This window comes from Shewanella sp. KT0246 (genome assembly GCF_019654955.1).
GTDB classification, from domain to species: Bacteria; Pseudomonadota; Gammaproteobacteria; order Enterobacterales; family Shewanellaceae; genus Shewanella; species Shewanella goraebulensis.
In genome coordinates this window covers 100,603-118,525 of record NZ_BPEV01000013.1, presented here as the reverse complement: position 1 = coordinate 118,525, position 17,923 = coordinate 100,603, and the positions used below count along the sequence as shown (strand labels likewise).

General features: G+C 39.6%; 12 protein-coding genes. 6 read left to right on the top strand and 6 right to left on the bottom strand.

The features are described 5' to 3' along the window. The coding region (locus tag K5Q58_RS08505) for a GAF domain-containing protein (protein WP_220753509.1) at positions 1 to 616 on the bottom strand (616 nt) is incomplete at its 3' end. A gap of 502 nt (positions 617 to 1,118) precedes the next feature. Between K5Q58_RS08505 and K5Q58_RS08500 the strand changes: the two genes are divergently transcribed. Next, positions 1,119 to 1,565, top strand: a complete 447-nt coding sequence (locus K5Q58_RS08500; RefSeq protein WP_220753508.1) for a transcription elongation factor — start codon at positions 1,119 to 1,121, stop codon at positions 1,563 to 1,565. A 128-nt stretch (positions 1,566 to 1,693) separates the two neighbouring features. On the opposite strand, the gene K5Q58_RS08495 is transcribed toward K5Q58_RS08500, so the two are convergent. Further along, the gene (locus K5Q58_RS08495; protein ID WP_220753507.1) at positions 1,694 to 2,443 is read right to left on the bottom strand and encodes an EAL domain-containing protein; all 750 of its coding nucleotides are present in this window, start codon (positions 2,441 to 2,443) and stop codon (positions 1,694 to 1,696) included. A 408-nt stretch (positions 2,444 to 2,851) separates the two neighbouring features. Here K5Q58_RS08495 and K5Q58_RS08490 point away from each other — a divergent pair, with 408 nt between their 5' ends. The 5 genes from K5Q58_RS08490 to K5Q58_RS08470 all read left to right on the top strand — a co-directional run bounded on the left by K5Q58_RS08490 (position 2,852) and on the right by K5Q58_RS08470 (position 10,721). Then, entirely contained in the window at positions 2,852 to 4,009 is a 1,158-nt protein-coding gene (locus K5Q58_RS08490; protein ID WP_220753506.1) for a cupin domain-containing protein, read from the top strand. 306 nt (positions 4,010 to 4,315) lie between these two features. Further along, positions 4,316 to 5,293 carry a methylenetetrahydrofolate reductase gene (locus tag K5Q58_RS08485; RefSeq protein WP_220753505.1) on the top strand — a complete coding sequence of 326 codons (978 nt, stop codon included), beginning with the start codon at positions 4,316 to 4,318 and terminating at the stop codon, positions 5,291 to 5,293. A 332-nt stretch (positions 5,294 to 5,625) separates the two neighbouring features. Continuing rightward, entirely contained in the window at positions 5,626 to 6,534 is a 909-nt protein-coding gene (locus K5Q58_RS08480) for a LysR family transcriptional regulator (protein ID WP_220753504.1), read from the top strand. 123 nt (positions 6,535 to 6,657) lie between these two features. Then, positions 6,658 to 8,736, top strand: a complete 2,079-nt coding sequence (locus K5Q58_RS08475) for an alkyl/aryl-sulfatase (protein ID WP_220753503.1) — start codon at positions 6,658 to 6,660, stop codon at positions 8,734 to 8,736. A gap of 410 nt (positions 8,737 to 9,146) precedes the next feature. Next, positions 9,147 to 10,721 (top strand): DUF3360 family protein, encoded by a 1,575-nt coding sequence (locus K5Q58_RS08470; RefSeq protein ID WP_220753502.1) that lies wholly within the window; start codon positions 9,147 to 9,149, stop codon positions 10,719 to 10,721. A gap of 117 nt (positions 10,722 to 10,838) precedes the next feature. Here the strand turns inward: K5Q58_RS08470 and K5Q58_RS08465 are convergent, their stop codons facing one another. The 4 genes from K5Q58_RS08465 to K5Q58_RS08445 all read right to left on the bottom strand — a co-directional run bounded on the left by K5Q58_RS08465 (position 10,839) and on the right by K5Q58_RS08445 (position 17,888). Beyond that, positions 10,839 to 13,310: an Ig-like domain-containing protein gene (locus tag K5Q58_RS08465; RefSeq protein ID WP_220753501.1), complete on the bottom strand. Its 2,472-nt coding sequence runs from the start codon at positions 13,308 to 13,310 to the stop codon at positions 10,839 to 10,841. 604 nt (positions 13,311 to 13,914) lie between these two features. After that, the gene (locus K5Q58_RS08455; RefSeq protein ID WP_220753500.1) at positions 13,915 to 14,340 is read right to left on the bottom strand and encodes an HPP family protein; all 426 of its coding nucleotides are present in this window, start codon (positions 14,338 to 14,340) and stop codon (positions 13,915 to 13,917) included. A gap of 176 nt (positions 14,341 to 14,516) precedes the next feature. Continuing rightward, positions 14,517 to 16,694, bottom strand: coding sequence for a malate synthase G (locus tag K5Q58_RS08450; protein ID WP_220753499.1), 2,178 nt, complete (start codon positions 16,692 to 16,694; stop codon positions 14,517 to 14,519). A 243-nt stretch (positions 16,695 to 16,937) separates the two neighbouring features. Continuing rightward, complete coding sequence (locus tag K5Q58_RS08445; RefSeq protein WP_220753498.1) at positions 16,938 to 17,888, bottom strand: LysR family transcriptional regulator; 951 nt, start codon at positions 17,886 to 17,888, stop codon at positions 16,938 to 16,940. Positions 17,889 to 17,923: the final 35 nt, after the last annotated feature.

The following is a 17,923-nucleotide window of genomic DNA, read 5'->3' as shown; positions in this document are numbered from 1 at the left end:
CACGTAAATTACGGAGTTTTTTCTCTAGTCCGTATCGGTTTGATAATTTAGTTAAATGATCTTGTTGAGATTTATCAAAAAAATGCATTCGTGAAACTGTCAGTGCGGTTTGCTCTGTGATGATGTCGAAATAATTAAGCTCAAGTGGCGATAGTTTTACGACTTTTTTGCCAAAGCTGCCAAATGCCATCACGCCTAATGCCTTAGCGTCAACGAACAAGGGATAATTAACCACAGTGCGTAAATTAAGTTTTGGGGTAACATCGTGATCAGCTTGAGGCTCAACCATTAGATCTTCAGTGTAAAAGATTTTACGTTGACCAAGCATCATTTTGAAAATGGGGTCTGTATTGCAATCAATACGAGGAACGTATCCCGACATGACATCAGCATTTGGGCCAACGCCAGCCACATGATTAATCCAGCCCTTATGTTTAACATCGACGATATATATCCATACATCAGTCAGCCGAAACAATTTATCGGTTTCAATTTGTAAAAAAGCCGCCATGTCCTGAAGAGAACTGACTTTATTTAACCCTTTACTTACCCGCACCAAGGAGTCAAAAAGCTCCGCGTAGCGCTCGTTAGATGTCACACTCATTACTTGTTTCATAGGCTTTGATACTTCAAATCACTTTAGAAAATACTACAACCACTTCCATGGGCTTTTTCTTTCAGTGATAGTTAAACACTTGCTAATATTAGCTAAAGGTTCCTTCAAACCTTCTTTGCTTATCAAGTTTAACTAATCATTAATTTTATCCTATTTAAAATAGCAGGTAACAGCTACAAATTTATGAAAGTTATAGGAAAATCGAGAGTTAAGTCAAAGTTTTACTAAACTCATTATTTGACCCAATTTGATGTTAAAACGACAAAACAAACTCAATTAACGATGTTGAATTTAATCCTATATTGAACACCTGTTGAAGTGCCATTTAGCCCAATATTGAAACCATAAATTTGATAAAATCCAGTTAAGCTTATTATCACTCTATAATGACGCCAGTAAGTAACAAGTCCATTAAGCGAAGTCAGTAACGTGCGTGCGTTTGAAGTCACTAATGTTTAAAGTCACTAAAAGCATAACTAACCAATATCCCAATTAGAGCGCCATGACTGAAAAAGAATCACTACAGCAAAATTTATTAGCTATCTTAACTGCCCAACGTCAAACAGCGCTCGCGGCAGCAGAAGATGCTCATAATGATGCCACTAATGAGCAAAGTGTTGCCGAAACCCAATATGACACTATCGGATTAGAAGCGGCGTATTTAGCCCATGGACAATCGCAACGGGTGGCTGATATTGAGGTGATGATCAAACGCTTAAACGCTATGGTGTTTAAAGATTTCGATGAAGAAGATGAAATTGCCTTAGGTGCTATCATCACCTTACAAGGCGGCATGACCTGTTGGTTAATGCCTGTCTGCGGTGGCATAAAACTCGATGACGGTAAGATAGTCGTAATTACTCCTCAATCACCACTGGGTCAAAAGCTAGATAGTGCAGAATTCGGAGAAAAGCTTGATGATGGCCGCTTGATCTTAGCAATCCGATAATGACAATATCCGCTAATCAAAGTGTTCACTCGAATATATGACATTCAAAACGTGAACATAAATGCAGATATAGGCCTGTAAGATTGAACAGCTTTTATAACATATCCAGCTGATTCTTCATTATGGATTTATACAAGGACAGGTATACTCATTGCTTTATTTCGATGAGACTTTGAAAGCATGTCCTTCAATGGTACTCGATCACTTGCCATCAAAAATTGTGGTTGGAACAAAAAACCTTGCACTAAATCAACATTAATTGATTTGGCAAACTTCAAGTGCTCCTCAGTTTCGATACCTTCCAAAATTGTTAGTTTATTTGTTTGCTTGGCATAGCTTAATAATGCAGTAATTAGATGGTGATATTGTGGATTCTGTGCTGTTTCTAACCAGTATTTATCAAACTTTAAACAGCTTACTTGGCTCATTAAATCAAGTGACAGCATTGCGTGCGGCGCACCAACATCATCTAAAGCAACAGGTATATGATAATTCACGAGTTCTTTAATAAAACTTGCCGAAAGGTTTGCATCATTAATACAAGTATTCTCAATCATTTCTACGCAAATACTGCATTTTTGGCTTAATACGCCCAGCATTTCATCTGCATTAAACTCAATAGCATGTGGATCTATGTTTACAAACAATACGCCTTCTTCAGGAGCATGTTCAATTTGAAATGATTTAGCGGCTAATTCCACATCACAGAGTAACCCGTTATGTGCATGGAGCTCTTCAAATACAATATTTGGGGCAATGACCGTACCATCTTGAGTGTAAAAACGTGATAGAGCTTCATAACCATAAAGTTCATTCGTATGAGGATTTAGTAGCGGTTGATATTCCGCACTTAAATGAAGTCCCGTCAGTTCAAACATCGTCACTCTTAACTTGTTGGTAATGATAATTATTAACAATAACACTTAATGATGAAAATCGAATAGTGATTTAAAAAAGAAAAGTCTGTAAAAAATGTATTAATGTGATGTTTTACATGTTTTTTTACCGTATATAACACTGACTCATTCGATTATGTCTTTACCTAACAACCTACTCTCTTAATGACATATACCAAGCTTAGCTACAGCCTTTAGAAGTCTATTTCTCCTTATCTTCACTGCTCAATAACAGTATCAATATCGATGGATGATGAGTTTAAGCTTTTATTTTAAGCTCGATACTCCGCTTGCCATTTAAAAATACTAATCTGCCATTATATGATCTCAGGCAAATTACTCATTGCTAATACTTGTTAGGATCGCCGCAAATTTTCCTGAGTAATAAACATGCAATTAGATTTAAATGGTATGACGCCAAAACAGTTCCTTGAAGGGTATTGGCAAAAGAAACCACTGGTGATCCGTCAAGGTTTTAAACACTTTGAAGATCTGCTTTCACCAGAAGAAATGGCAGGACTTGCTTGTGAAGACGTAGTTGAATCTCGACGTGTTTTCAAACAAAACAATGAATGGCAAGCAGAATTTGGCCCATTTGAATCCTATGAAGAGTTAGGCGAAACAGACTGGACCTTAATTGTTCAAGCGTTGAATAACTGGGTGCCTGAAGCTGAAAACCTGCTCAAGTGTTTTGATTTCATCCCTCGCTGGCGCTTAGATGATGTAATGGTAAGTTACGCCACACCGGGCGGCGGAGTCGGCCCTCATATCGACTTATATGACGTATTCATTTGCCAAGGGTCAGGCAGACGTCGCTGGCGAGTTGGCGATCTTGGACCACACAAGGAATTTGCAGCCCACCCTGCACTACTCCATACCGAAGCATTTGAACCCATTATTGATGTAGAATTGCTCCCTGGCGATATCTTATATCTGCCACCAGGCTACCCTCATGACGGCGTAACACTTGAGCCTTCAATGAGCTTTTCAGTGGGATATAGAACCGCATCAGCTAAAGATATGGTCAGTGCATTAGCCGATCACATTATCGACAAAGACCTATGTAATGAGCAGATTGCCGATCCTGATCGCAGTTTAAGCAACAATTCAGGCATTGTGAATAACAGTGATTTAGAGCGTATCAAACAACAATTGTTTGCGACTTTAGATGACAAACTCGTCAGTGAATTTAGCGGACGATACTTAACCCAATCTAAATGTGAATTGGATTTACCTGCTGAATGTTTAGGTTTTCAAGTTTTAGATATCACTGAGCAATTAAAGCAGCAACCGCTAGTTAAATTAGGCGGTTTGCGCACATTATACTTTGAAGCAAGTGTTGCTGATGGTGTGCTTTATATCAATGGTGAGCAATTTACCCTTGCTGCAGATATAACAGCCAATAACGAAGCTTTCATTACTTTGTTATGTGATACCCAAGAGCTAACGGTTGAAGACCTTTCGCCATTCTTAAATGATGAACTACTCGTTAAACAGCTCACAACATGGGTTAATGCGGGTTACTGGTACTTTGAAGAAGTAGAGTAATTCATACTTAAGATCGAACTTAATATTGAGTTAGCTATAAGTTTAGAAATCTATCACTATTTAAAATAAAGCTTAAAAAGAAACGCTTCAATTAAATGGTTCAACGACATACGTCGCTGAACCATTTTTTCTTAATGCCCAAGATACTAATGAAGGAATGAATTAAGCCAAACCAACCTAAAAATGACTTCGATCAGTTAATTTCAAGAATTTTATTCATCTAGACATAAATTAGTCTTGTTCAGTCTTAACAACAGCCAAAAATTAGGTCACAATGAACCTAATATCCATCTAGACGGCTAAAACATGAGAAAATCATTAAAGCAGCGTTCGTCCGATCATCACCGCGGGATCTATTTTATTGGTACGACGCCACCGAAAATCGACACCGACTTTGAGTCGGTAAGCACTATTGCTGATAAATTATTAGCCCGTCTCGACGAAATTAGCTTTGATGGTTTGATCATCTATGACATTCAAGATGAAACCAGTCGTATCGACACCCCAAGACCTTTTCCGTTTAAGGCCACTCATGACTCAGGTACATATGCCCAACTGATTAATCAAAAATCAGCTAAGCCTGTTATCGCATATAAAAGTGTTGCAGGACTTGATGAACAGCAGTTTACTGAGTGGTTATCTCGTGCTTGGTATCAAAACAATGTCAAAGATATTGTTTTAGTGGGTTCACCCTCTGCTCAAGCGACCAGCTCGTTATCTTTAAAAGATGCTTACAGCACATTAGCAGCTCACTCGAAAGATTTTTATCTTGGCGGCGTAGCCATTGCCGAGCGCCATTTAAGTAAAAAGAATGAACATATTCGTTTAATAAATAAATCTAATCAAGGCTGTGAATATTACATCACTCAAGCGGTGTATAACGCTGAGGCGACGATTGATATGCTGACGAGTTATGCTAAAGAATGTGAACAAAATAATGTTAAACCAAATCGAGTGATCCTAACATTCTCACCATGCGGTAGTGCTAAAACGCTAGAGTTTATCAATTGGCTAGGCGTCTCAGTTCCCGAAGCCACCAGCCAACGAATTTTGTCAGCTGCTGATCCGCTATATGAGTCAATTAAGATTAACCATAGTAATCTGCTGAAAATCTTGGAGGCAGTACTTCCACTCAATATCCCGTTAGGCTTGAATATTGAAAGCTTAACTAACCGTAAAACTGAAATTGATGCTTCTATTTTGATGTACAAACTGCTTAAAGGAACCATGGATCAGGCTTTAGCCCAAAATCAAATTGATCAATTTGTTCAAGGTAATAGTTAACCCTAGTAGTAATAAACAACCTTCCCTATGATGCACCCTCATCATAGGGCCTACATGCCAATGCTTAAGTTAAAATGCTTAATTTCAAGCATTTAATTACAAGCATTTAATTACAAGCGTTTAATTCCAAGCGTTCTAATCAAAAAGAGTAAAACCGCTATTTACCACTGGCTATAACTAAGCCACTTGCTATAGCTAAGCCACTTGCTATAGCTAAAACGCTCGCTATCGCTAGGCCATTCGCTATTTAAACAACAATGTTAGACTTAAAAACTTGAATGATTTCAAAGTTCACTTCAGTATGAAACTGTATTTAAAAGTGGATAAACCAAATGGCACATAAATTTGACCTAAACCTGCTACGTATTTTTTCTGCTGCTTACGAGTCGCAGTCGGTGACGCGGGCTGCTGAACATTTAGATTTAACTCAATCAGCCATCAGTAATGCACTCAATCGATTAAAAGCCAATGTTAATCAAGAGTTGTTTACTCGCACTGGTCGCGGTATTAAACCCACGCAGTTTTCTGATGATTTATATCAACGCCTGCAAAACCCGCTACTTGAAATCGAGAGTATGCTAGAAGGCATTGAACATTTTGATCCCTATTCATCCACTAAAAGGTTTACCATTTATTGTCACGAAGCCATGTTCCACCCGCTCAGAAAAAACCTTGATATTAGCCTCAAGGACTTGGCGCCTTCAGTGACGTTAATGGAACTGCCTTCAAATGAACAAACTATTTATGATGATTTACGTGATGAAAAAGTAGATTTAGTGATTGATATCGGAGAGCCAGAAAGCTGTTTATTTCATTCAGAGCTTATCTTTAAGCAGAGGTTAAATTGTATAACACGGCAAGATCACCCTCGTATTTCGCCAAGTACCATTAACAAAGAAAGCTACTTATTAGAACAACATGCCACCTATGATGTCACTCGGGTAAATCTTAAGTTTGTTGATTGGATAACCGATGAAGTGCTGCCGCAACGAACCATATATAGCGAACATAAATCGCTGCTAGGTATGATTGCATCGGTTTCGTACAGCGATGCTATTGGCGTTGTGCCAGAGTCCCTTGCTCAGCAATATCAACAAGCCTTTAATTTACAACTTCTTGAGTTCCCTTTTGCCACTAAAGATTTCAACTCATACATGATTTCATTGTCAAAAAAGCAAAACAATAAAGCCACACTTTGGTTAAGAAGTATCATATTGTCCACTATCAAGATATCACTATAAATGATATCTGCTATCACCTAGCGCTGTTTTTAAAAATATTATATTTAGTAAAGTATACCCATATCGCGGCTAGGGACGAAGTCGCAACATGATTCAAGGATGGTAATGAGTCAGGGTAATACTATGAAAAAATCTATTATTGCAGTTTCAATTTTATCAATCATCTCTACTGGCGCGATTGCACATAATCACGATGAACATGCAGGCCACGCCCATGAACACGTCACAGCTGGAGCCCTTGCAACAGGTAAAGGTAAACCCGCATCGCAACATACGATTGATGCCAACAAGGCCCTCGCTGAAACACTCAATTTCGAAGATACCCGCGTGTTTGCAGACAACGATCGCGGACTCATTACTCCATTAGATGAAAAAACCAGTACACATCTACGGGATCGTTTCAAAGGCTTACATTCAGGTTTAGAAGCCCAAGATTCATCACCAGATTCGGTCAACCCTTCTTTATGGCGTCAGGGCCAAGCTAACTTTTCAGCAGACGGTTTATACCAAGTCACCGACGGCATTTATCAAGTTCGCGGCACCGACTTAGCTTCAACCACTTTTATCAAGTCAGATTCTGGTTGGATTGTTTATGATGTGTTGATGCACGACAAAGCAATGGAAAGCTCATTAGATTTCTTCTTGAAAAATGTACCAGAAGGTGGTGACGAACCCGTCATTGCGATGATTTATTCACACTCTCATGCAGATCATTTTGGTGGCTCACGCGCTGTGCAAAACCGTTTTCCTGACGTGAAAGTTTATGCGCCGCATAACTTTGTAAAAGAAGTGGTCGATGAAAACGTACTTGCAGGTAATGCCATGTCTCGACGTGCCGCCTTCCAATATGGCGCAACCTTAGGCGCTGCCTCACAAACGGGTATTGTTGATGCTGCACTGTCTAATGGTTGGTCACAAGGGCTTGATCATAATATTACCCTCGTAGCGCCCGATGTTACCTTCCCATCTGGTGATGACCAAAAATTTTATGAGTACAAGATTGATGGGGTACCGTTTGTATTTATGGATACCGCAGGCACTGAAGCGCCTTCAGGTAATGTTGCCTACCTACCAAAGCACAACACCATCTGGACTGGTGAGATGACTTATCAAGGTATGCACAATATCTACACTTTACGCGGCGCAAAAGTGCGCGACTCGCTAAAGTGGTCTAAAGATATCAACTTGATGATCAATGCTTGGGGCAGCGACATTGAAGTATTAATGGGCTCACACTCAGCGCCGCTTTGGGGCAATACCAATATCGTTAGCTTTATGAAAGAGCAGCGTGACAACTATGGCTTTGTTCACAATCAAACACTGCGCTTAGCAAACGAAGGAATGGGCATTCAAGATATCGGTGCAACCATCGATAGTGAACTACCTGAATCATTACGACAGCTTTGGCACACCAATGGCTACCACGGTACCTACAGTCACAATGCTCGCGCTGTTTACAACATGTATTTAGGTTACTTTGACATGAACCCTGCTAACTTAAACCGCTTAACCGTGAATGAAGAAGCGAGACATTTCACTCAAGCATATGGTGGTTGTGAAGCTGGTTATACAACAGCTAAAGCGCAATTTGACGATGGTAACTACCGCTTTGCTGGTGTCATGTTAGACCATATTGTTCGAACTTGTGATGACTACACTGATGCACGTAAATTATTGGCTGATAACTGGGAGCAGCAAGGTTACCAAGCAGAAGGTGCCGGCTGGAGAAACATATTTTTAACTGGCGCACAAGAAGTCCGAGTTGGGACTTTACCAGGCACTCCAAAAACATCTTCACCTGACGTACTTTCAGAGATGACAGTAGAAAACCTGCTTGATTTTATGGCCATTAAAGTTGTCGCTAAAAAAGCAGATGGCCTTGATTTCACTTTGAATATTAATGTGCAGGATATTGGAGAGAAATACTTTGTTGAACTTTCAAATGGTAATTTGAATAACGTGCAAGTTAACGAGTTTAAAACAGCTGATACCACACTTCAGATTAACAAAGCTGATATCAACCAAGTATTACTCGGTCAAACTACTTTAGCCGATTTAATCAAAGCCAATAAGGCTGAGATAAAAGGTAATAGTGAAGTCCTGCAAACACTTGCTGACATCTCAGTTAAATTTGATAGCGCATTTGAAATCGTCCCACGTCCAGCTAAAGGGCAACAGGTCGACGCTGATATCTATCAATAACCACTATTTAATCAATAACCGCTATTGAGTCAATAGTCTAATAAACGGCTTTTAAAGGCTTGCAAAATGGTTCAGCAACATCAGTCGCTGAACCATTTTACATCTGTACAACGCTGCAAAAAAAAATCACTCCAAACCTTGTTCTTTAACGATTCTTCCATCCTATTCCCCTTATTGCTATACACGCTTATTTTGCTTGAAGTCATTTGAAACTCCAGGCAATCCATATTTCAACATCGTTCAATAATCAACCACAAACTATTGATTTTATTTATGTTAATTTTTTGTGTTATACGACTAATGTCTGAGACTCAAATCGCTTTTAATGTTAGCTCTACTAACTTGCTTCAGATAAGCTGGCTCTAAATTAGTCGACAACGCGCTTTTAGTGAGTGAACAACAGGAATGATATGAGCAGTAATTCTGAAGCAGTGCATGAACAAAAAAGTGCCGAGTTAAACGATCAGTCTCAACAGAGCCCTCAGCAACAAGAGAGCCCTCAGCAACAAGAGAGTCCTCAGCAACAAGAGAGTCAACAGCAGACTTACCAACAACTGCATAAATCCAGCTCTGAGTTTGAAAGCAGAGAAGAATATTTAGAAAATGAATTGAAAATTATGGCGCCGAAACGCTGGCGACCTAATTTGCCAGTGAAAGATTATCGATTCGAACCAGAAGACTCCATTGCCGCTATGGCAGCAACGATTGGTAAGGTTGTAATGGTAGGTGCTATTGCTACCACTTTTGCTACTTCTCTTGGTCTTAACGAAAGCTTTATCTTAGAAAATGTCCGTTATGAGCTGATCATTGCCGCCTTCTTTATCGTCATTTTTTCAGGTTTTTTACTCCCAACGGCAAACTTAGCTGGAACGCATGGCCCACTAATCCCGATGATCCCCATTGTGGTCGCTGCAGGTGGTCACCCAATGGCATTTGGTCTGCTTATTGGCGCACTTGGGTTGATACTCGCTATTAGCAAAGGCGGCAGTATGCTAGCAAACCTAACCAGTAAAGGGGTTTGCGGAGGACTGCTGCTATATCTCGGATTTGTCGGCACGGCCTCGCAAGTGAATAAACTCATTGCATGGGCAAATGATATTGGCATGTCTCATATCGCTTTCATTGTGATTTTCTGCACCATAATATTGTATGCATTACTTGAACATTGGCGTAAGCGCTGGTTAGCCGTGCCGCTAAGCTGCCTACTCGGCGGTACACTGGCATTTGCTCTGGGAGCACCATTTGAATTTCATACAGCTCCAGGTTTACCCAATATGAACCCTATGTATTGGTGGGGTGAAGATACTGGCTGGATGCTAGGTTTACCGACCTTAGAAAGCTTTATGGTAGTACTGCCATTTGCCATTCTAGCCGTGGCCATGTGGTCGCCAGACTTTTTAGGTCATCAAGTTTTTCAAAAGATTAATTACCCTGAACGTACTGAAAAAGTACACATGAACATTGACGACACCATGACCACAGCATCAATTCGTCAAACTATCGGCTCTATTATGGGGGGAGCGAACTTTACCTCATCTTGGGGCACATATATTGTACCAGCAGCAATTGCAAAGCGCCCTATTCCAGCTGGTGCATTACTCACTGCATTGTTTTGCGTTATCGCGGCACTTTGGGGTTACCCGATGGATTTAGCCATATGGGAGCCAGTACTGTGTGTGGCATTAGTGGTTGGGGTATTTATCCCTTTACTTGAAGCAGGTATGGAAATGACCCGTGAAGGTAAAACCACACAGTCAGCCGCAATTGTGGTGTTTTCATCGGTATTAGTTAACCCTGCATTTGGTTGGTCATTGACTATGTTGCTAGATAACCTTGGCTTAATTGGCTGTAAAGAACGTAGCTCTAAGTTAACCCAAATGAACCGCTGGATTGTGCCAAGCATTATGTTTGTGGTACTCACAGGAGTGATGGCGGCGGTAGGGATTTTACCGGGTATCCCGCCACTGATTTCGGGTTTGAAGTAGTGACACAATTAAAATAATATTTTATGTGACTAAAAAATAAAAGAAGCTTTGGGAGATCAAAGCTTCTTTTATGGTTATTGCGATATAAAATACAATTATGTCATTTATAAATCGCGATTAATGGGTATTAAGATTTACACGTTTTTTAGTTTCGGCTTCAGTAACTTTAGCTTCGGTATTCGAGCTTTGTCCTAGCAAACCAAGATTAATTGTATTTTGCCACTCAGTTTCCCATTGGCTTAAATCATTTAGCTTAAAGGTATTAATGCGAGGTCGAATTAATTGACCAGTTTCACTTTCCTCTACCACTCCGTCACCATTATCATCCCAACCGTAAGTTGAATGTTCGTAAACTAACGCACGTCCATCATCATCTACAGAAATAACTTCCCAAATTCTATGTCGCTCCAGCTGCAAAGTTGAAAGGTAATGATTAACAATTCGTCCAGAGTTATCCCATGTCCATCGGTCATCACCCAATGAGAAATACCCAATATCATTATCATTCGAATCATGATCTGGCTCAACGGCGCTGACGCCTCTATTTAATGTGCCATCTTTATTAAATATATAACCCCAAACATTACTGAACTTTAGTTTATCCCCGTCCCAATTACTTTCTTGATTACTATTAATATATGACAGTTGAACCATAGGTAACTCAGTCGCTATATTTTTTGTATATTGCTCATAACTTGTATCAAATTTAGCTATTTGCCTTGCTAACACATAGTCCAATTTGTTGTTAGACCATTTTTCAATTTGAGTTAAATAGCCTTTTCCAGCAGAAGTAAGAGGTGTAAATCTATACTGAACAGCTCCATCAGTTAAAGTAAGAACTCCGTTTATCAGTGCGGCATTAAACTGCTGATTACTATTACGTGCTGTAGCTAATGTATCTTTAATTGTTACAACATCCCCAGTAACTTCTGTTACTTCTTGCAAACTGTTGTAATCTATAAAAGTATCCTCAAAGTGTAGTACCCAGTCACCTTCCATCTCAGTAAGAGAATCTTCTTCAAGCGCAGATTCTGGTGTATGAACTAGTATTTGACTCTTTGATAGTGGCTCAAGGACACGAGGCGTAGGGTTACTCCAAGGATAACCTGTCGTTGGGAGATTGAGTTGAGTATAATACTCTCCCGTGACATTTACTTGATACTGAGACGATGTACTTGATAGCAATACATATTTCTCATTCGCAATACCAAAATTAACTTCTATATTAAAAAACTCTTCGATAAACCCAGCGTGATGAGCAGCAATGAGCTCATCAATAATGGACTGTTCAAAATTATAATCGGTTGCTAATTCATTATATGGATAAGCAATAAAATCGTACGACTTAGAAGTGGCATCCTGATAGATGACTTGCAAATGTCCATCAACAATGTCCCAAGTAAAGTTTATTTCAGCAATGTTGCCAATATAATTATTTGTATTAAAAGTTTTTCCTGTACCATTTGCTAAAAATTGCTTACCAATACCTTGATATTCATTCCAATTTTGTTTTGCCCCAAATAATCCAATGATTGTTTGGTCAGAAAAGTTTTCTGTTGTAAATTGTGCTACCACATTAGGATCTGAAATCGTTTGCTCTATTGCTTCACTTATAGCGACTGCATAAGCTTCAGTAGTTTCACCATCTTCATCAACGTATCCATTTTCCGTTAAGTATGCCTCGATGAGTTCACTTGTCGTTGAGTTTTCACCTTCGACTAACTGAGCATCTAAAAGTGATAAAACAGACTCCCCCTCTGGAATCTCAAAATCATCATTATCAACAAGTAATTTTATGAAACCAGCTGTTTCAATCAGCTGGGAAGGGGTAAGACTTCCAAGTAACTGATTAAACTCTTCTTCACTCGTGATTTCATTATTTTCAATATTATCTTTAACCAACAAATAAGTTGCTGTTGTTAAATGAGTCACATTGGTTTTATTATTTTCTTTATTAGTCAATGCGCGATCTTCATCTAATAAAACAAGTAAGTTACTTGCTTGACCAACAAATGCAATAAGCTCAACACCTTCCTGATTTTCCGTCGGATTACCTTTCGCATTAATTAAAATCAATGAAGACATATCATTAACTGTTATAGGCAATGTGTAATTACCACTAGTATCTGCTTCGACCTCAAAAACATCCTCCCCCATAGTGACTGAGACTAAAGCGTTGGCGATAGGTGAGTCCGTTACTAACCCTGATAATGTCATCGTATGATTAACAGTTATCGCGACTTCAGCATGTGCAGTTAACTCACCATCTGAAATTTCATAGGTAATTGAATCGCTATGAGAGACGTTGTTTTCTGGCGTATAAATAATTTGATTATTAACAACTTCAGCAGAGCCAACTGTTGGCATAGAAGTTATGGAAGTGATAGTTAATTCATCATTATTTTGATCTGTATCGTTGGCTAATACATCTATGGTAATCACACTATTGTTTTGCGCTAAAGCAACATCATTGAATGCTTGAGGGGCCGAATTAACAATCGGCTCTATTTCGTTTTCGGGAGATGAATCACTTCCACATCCAGATAAAATTGCAGCAGCAAGTAAAGTGAAAGAAAAATATCTTTTCATTAGAATTCCTTTTCCGAGGCTATATCCATTAACCCACGTATACTACGTAGGTATTAAAAATTAGGATACTAGCACCACCAATAACAATTTCACAACATAAATTATTATAAAACCCTGCAACGTAATAACTTATACTCACCCCTCTCTAAGAATGACAATCTACTAACACCATCTATAACGACATAAACCTCTAGAAATTAGACTCAAGTAAAAATATCTATGAGGATTACTGATATGGATAGGAGTAAATTAACTTACTAATTTTTGTTTAATAAGTTGTACAGGTTTTGGCTCCAAGTTAACCCAAATGAACCGCTGGATAGTGCCAAGCATTTTGTTTGTGGTACTCACAGGAGTGATGGCGGCGGTAGGGATTTTACCGGGTATCCCGCCACTGATTTCGGGTTTGAAGTAATGACTGTGAATCTATAATAATGTCTAATCTTGTAGTTTATAAGCACATACAAAAATGGTTCAACGATATTATTCGTTGAACCATTTTTGTAATAGCTAGTGTAAAAAGCTCAAAGGTTTCACTTCTAATAAAAGTGCCTATTAATAAGGCCTACTAACTGTAAATCACTGATTAAAAGGAATACTACCTTTAGTTATGTTTTAACAGTAGTCGCTGACACAGTTTGACAAAATCTGATGAAGTGACAATCCCTAGCACTTTGTTTTGCTCATCAACTACAGGTAAGCATCCTAACTTATTATCAATAAAGTATTGCACGACGATCGTTAGAGGCTCATCTAAACCTAACTTTTGCACTTGGGTTTCCATAATATCGGCAATTGGCGTGTAACGCTCTTTTCTGTCTAATGCCCCTTGGCCATATTTATTGAGCATAGTTAACACACTGGCAATCATTTTTTTATGAGTCAACATCCCAATCAGTTGGCCATCGGTTTCAGAAATAACTGGAAGGTGGCGTACATTACGGCTTTGCATCAATTGATGGGCATCTTTTAAGCTTGCTTCATCGCTGATACAAACGGGATTTTGAGTCATAATATCGTGCACTTTCATCTTAATATTCCTTTATTAATCATTCATCCACATTAGCCAAACTCTGGATGAATGGCTAGCAATTTAACCCGCTGTTCATTAATAGCTTACAAATAAAAAAGCCCTAATCGTATTGATTAAGGCTTTAGTGTTTTGGGCGGCTTAACACTATGATACTTAAAATAGCTTGGCTTATATTAACTTACCTTTGCTTGGATTCTATAAGCATGCAGTAAAGGCTCGGTATAGCCAGATGGCTGAGCTTTACCTTTAAAAATTAAATCACACGCGGCTTTAAAGGCTATGCCGTCAAAGTTAGGCGCCATATTAATGTATTCAGCATCCCCTGCGTTTTGAGTATCAACGACAACAGCCATCTTTTTCAGCGCAGCTAATACTTCTTCTTCACTGCATAAACCATGCTCTAACCAGTTGGTTAAATATTGCGACGAAATCCGCAATGTGGCTCGGTCTTCCATCAAGCCCACGTTATTAATATCTGGTACTTTTGAACAGCCAACACCTTGGTCAATCCAGCGCACCACATAACCTAAAATACCTTGGGCATTATTTTCTAACTCAAAGGTAATTTGTTCCTTAGTGAGAGTGGTCGCTTCATCAAGTAAAGGAATCGTCAGTAAGTCATCAATGCTAGCGCGTTGACGTTGTTTAATCTGTTGCTGAACCTCTGCCACATTAATTTGATGGTAGTGAGTCGAGTGCAGGACTGCGCCATTTGGTGAAGGTACCCATGCAGTATTGGCTCCCGCTTTAGGATGAGCCACTTTTTGCTCAAGCATCGCTGCCATTTCATCCGGCATTGGCCACATGCCTTTACCGATTTGAGAGCGCCCTTGTAAGCCACATTCAAGTCCAATATCGACATTCCAATCTTCGTAAGCGGCAATCCACTTTTGCTGTTTCATTACCGACTTTGGTACAAAGGCGCCTGCTAACATTGAGGTATGCAGTTCATCTCCCGTGCGGTCAAGAAAACCAGTATTAATAAATACCACACGTTCTTTGGCAACTCTGATGCACTCTTTTAAGTTAAGAGTGGTTCGTCGCTCCTCATCCATAATCCCCACTTTAATGGTATTACGGGGCAAGTTGAGCACATCTTCTATCTTAGTGAATAACTCACAAGTAAATTGCACTTCTTCGGGGCCATGCATTTTCGGTTTTACAATATTCACCGAACCTTTACGGCTATTACTGCGACCATTATTATTGCCTTTGAGATCATGCATCGCCGCAAGCACAGTGATCATGCCATCAAGTATTCCTTCTGGCACTTCATTGCTGTCTTTATCTAATACAGCATTAATCGTCATCAAGTGACCAACATTACGTACAAACAGTAAACTTCGGCCGGGTAAAATCACCGATTTATCAGTAGTATTCGGTGCACTGTAAACACGATCGTCATTCAATTCTCTGACGATTTGTTTGCCACCCTTACTCAGTGAAGCCGATAAGTTACCTTGCATTAAGCCTAACCAGTTACGGTAAACTTCCACTTTATCTTCAGCATCAACAGCTGCGACAGAATCTTCACAATCCATAATGGTGGTAACTGCAGCTTCAACTAATAAGTCTTTTACACCTGCTTTATCAGTACTACCAATGACACTGCTAGGATCGATTTGAACCTCAATATGTAGAGCATTATTTACTAGTAATATGGCACTCGGCGCATCAGCAGTGCCTTGATAACCAACAAACTTTTCAGCTTGCGTTAACGTGGTGATTTCGCCATTGGTTAACGTCATAGTTAACACACCAGCTTCAACGCAGTAACGTTTCACATCTGCATGGCTACCGGTAACTAATGGCGCTGCGTTATCTAAGTGCTGTTTGGCAAATGCGATGACTTTAGCGCCGCGAACTGGGTTGTATTGCTTAGTGAGCTCTGCACCGCCCTCTTCTGATATCGCGTCGGTGCCATAAAGTGCATCATATAAACTGCCCCAACGCGCATTAGCAGCATTAAGTGCAAATCGGGCATTTTTAACTGGCACCACAAGTTGTGGCCCAGCTTGCATGGCTATTTCATGATCAACATTTTCAGTGCTAACGTCAAAAGGATCGCCCTCAGGAACGAGGTAACCTATTTCGCTGAGAAAGGCTTTGTATTGCGCTGGACTAGCATCTTGAGCAGGGTTATCGATATGCCATTGGTCAATTTGATGCTGTAGGCGTTCTCTTTTTTCTAGCAGCTTGATATTCAGTGGAGAAAATTCGGTAACGACATCTTCAAATTTAGCCCAGAACTCTGCTGAATCAATCCCTGTCTTGGGGCAAATTTCACTATCAACCAATTGCCACAACTCTTCAGCTATTTGTAAGCCACCTACTTTAATACGTGCTGTCATTTAATATCCCTACCTATAATTCCAGTGCGTTAACGGTAAAATCCGGGGTAAATAAAACCCCAAACTGATTTCAATTTTCTTAGCTTACCGTTAATTCGAAGCAAGACATTACTCTATATCAAACTACACTTATTTATCCAATTTATACTTATTATCATCACTATTCACACAAAATATGGCAAAGTGATGTTTTTTGGTTAATTTACTACGTATAGGTAACTAAAAATCAAAATATCAATAAACTTAAACTCCACCCCGATTGATCTCATCAGCCGTTTTAGTGATCAATTGACGCATCCATTTATGGGCAGGATTATGCTGTAGTAAAGGACTCCAAGCCATTGTGAGTGCAATAGGTTGAATGATAAATGGTGGCGGAACGATACTGACACGGTCATTATTTTCATGTTGACGGGCCATCTTACTTGGTATGGTTGCGATCAAATCTTGTTGTTCAGCCAACAAACAAGCTGCTTGATAGTGGCGCGTAAAAATGGTGATTTGACGTTTTACTCCTATTCGAGTTAACGCCTCATCCACCCAACCTAAGCGCTGCACATCATCAGGGTCCATCCCCACGCCAACGCCCATACCTGTTTTACTCACCCACACGTGCTTAGCTTGCAAATAACTGTCTAATGAAAACTTATCCAACACAGGATTAGTCTTACTAATCAAACAACTAAAGTCATCATTCCATAACACTTTTTGATGAAATGACTGAGGAATACTGTCAAAACGGTTAATTACCATATCGACTCTTCCTTGTTCTACATCAGGGAAACTGACATCACTTGGGGTCATGATATCTAAAATGATGTTTGGCGCTTCAGTACGAAGCTTTGCAATTAGCGGTGGAATTAACGTCGCTTCAGCATAATCACTTGCCATGACACGGAAGACTTGTTCACTTTCTATTGCATTAAACTTGGCGCGTGGCTGTACGGCTTTTTCCAATCCAATAATCAATTCACTTATCGTGGGTTGCAATTCTTGCGCGCGTTCTGTTGGCGTCATGCCCTGACTGGTTCTGATCAGTAACGGATCATCAAACAAAGTTCTTAAGCGTTTTAGGCCATTACTCATTGCAGGTTGGCTGATCCCTAGTTGATCAGCTGCTTTAGTAACATTCCTTTCACGCAGTAAAACGTCTAAATACACAAGGAGGTTCAAGTCGATACGAGATACATTCATACTGTGAATACCGAAAATAGTAACTATAAATTAGA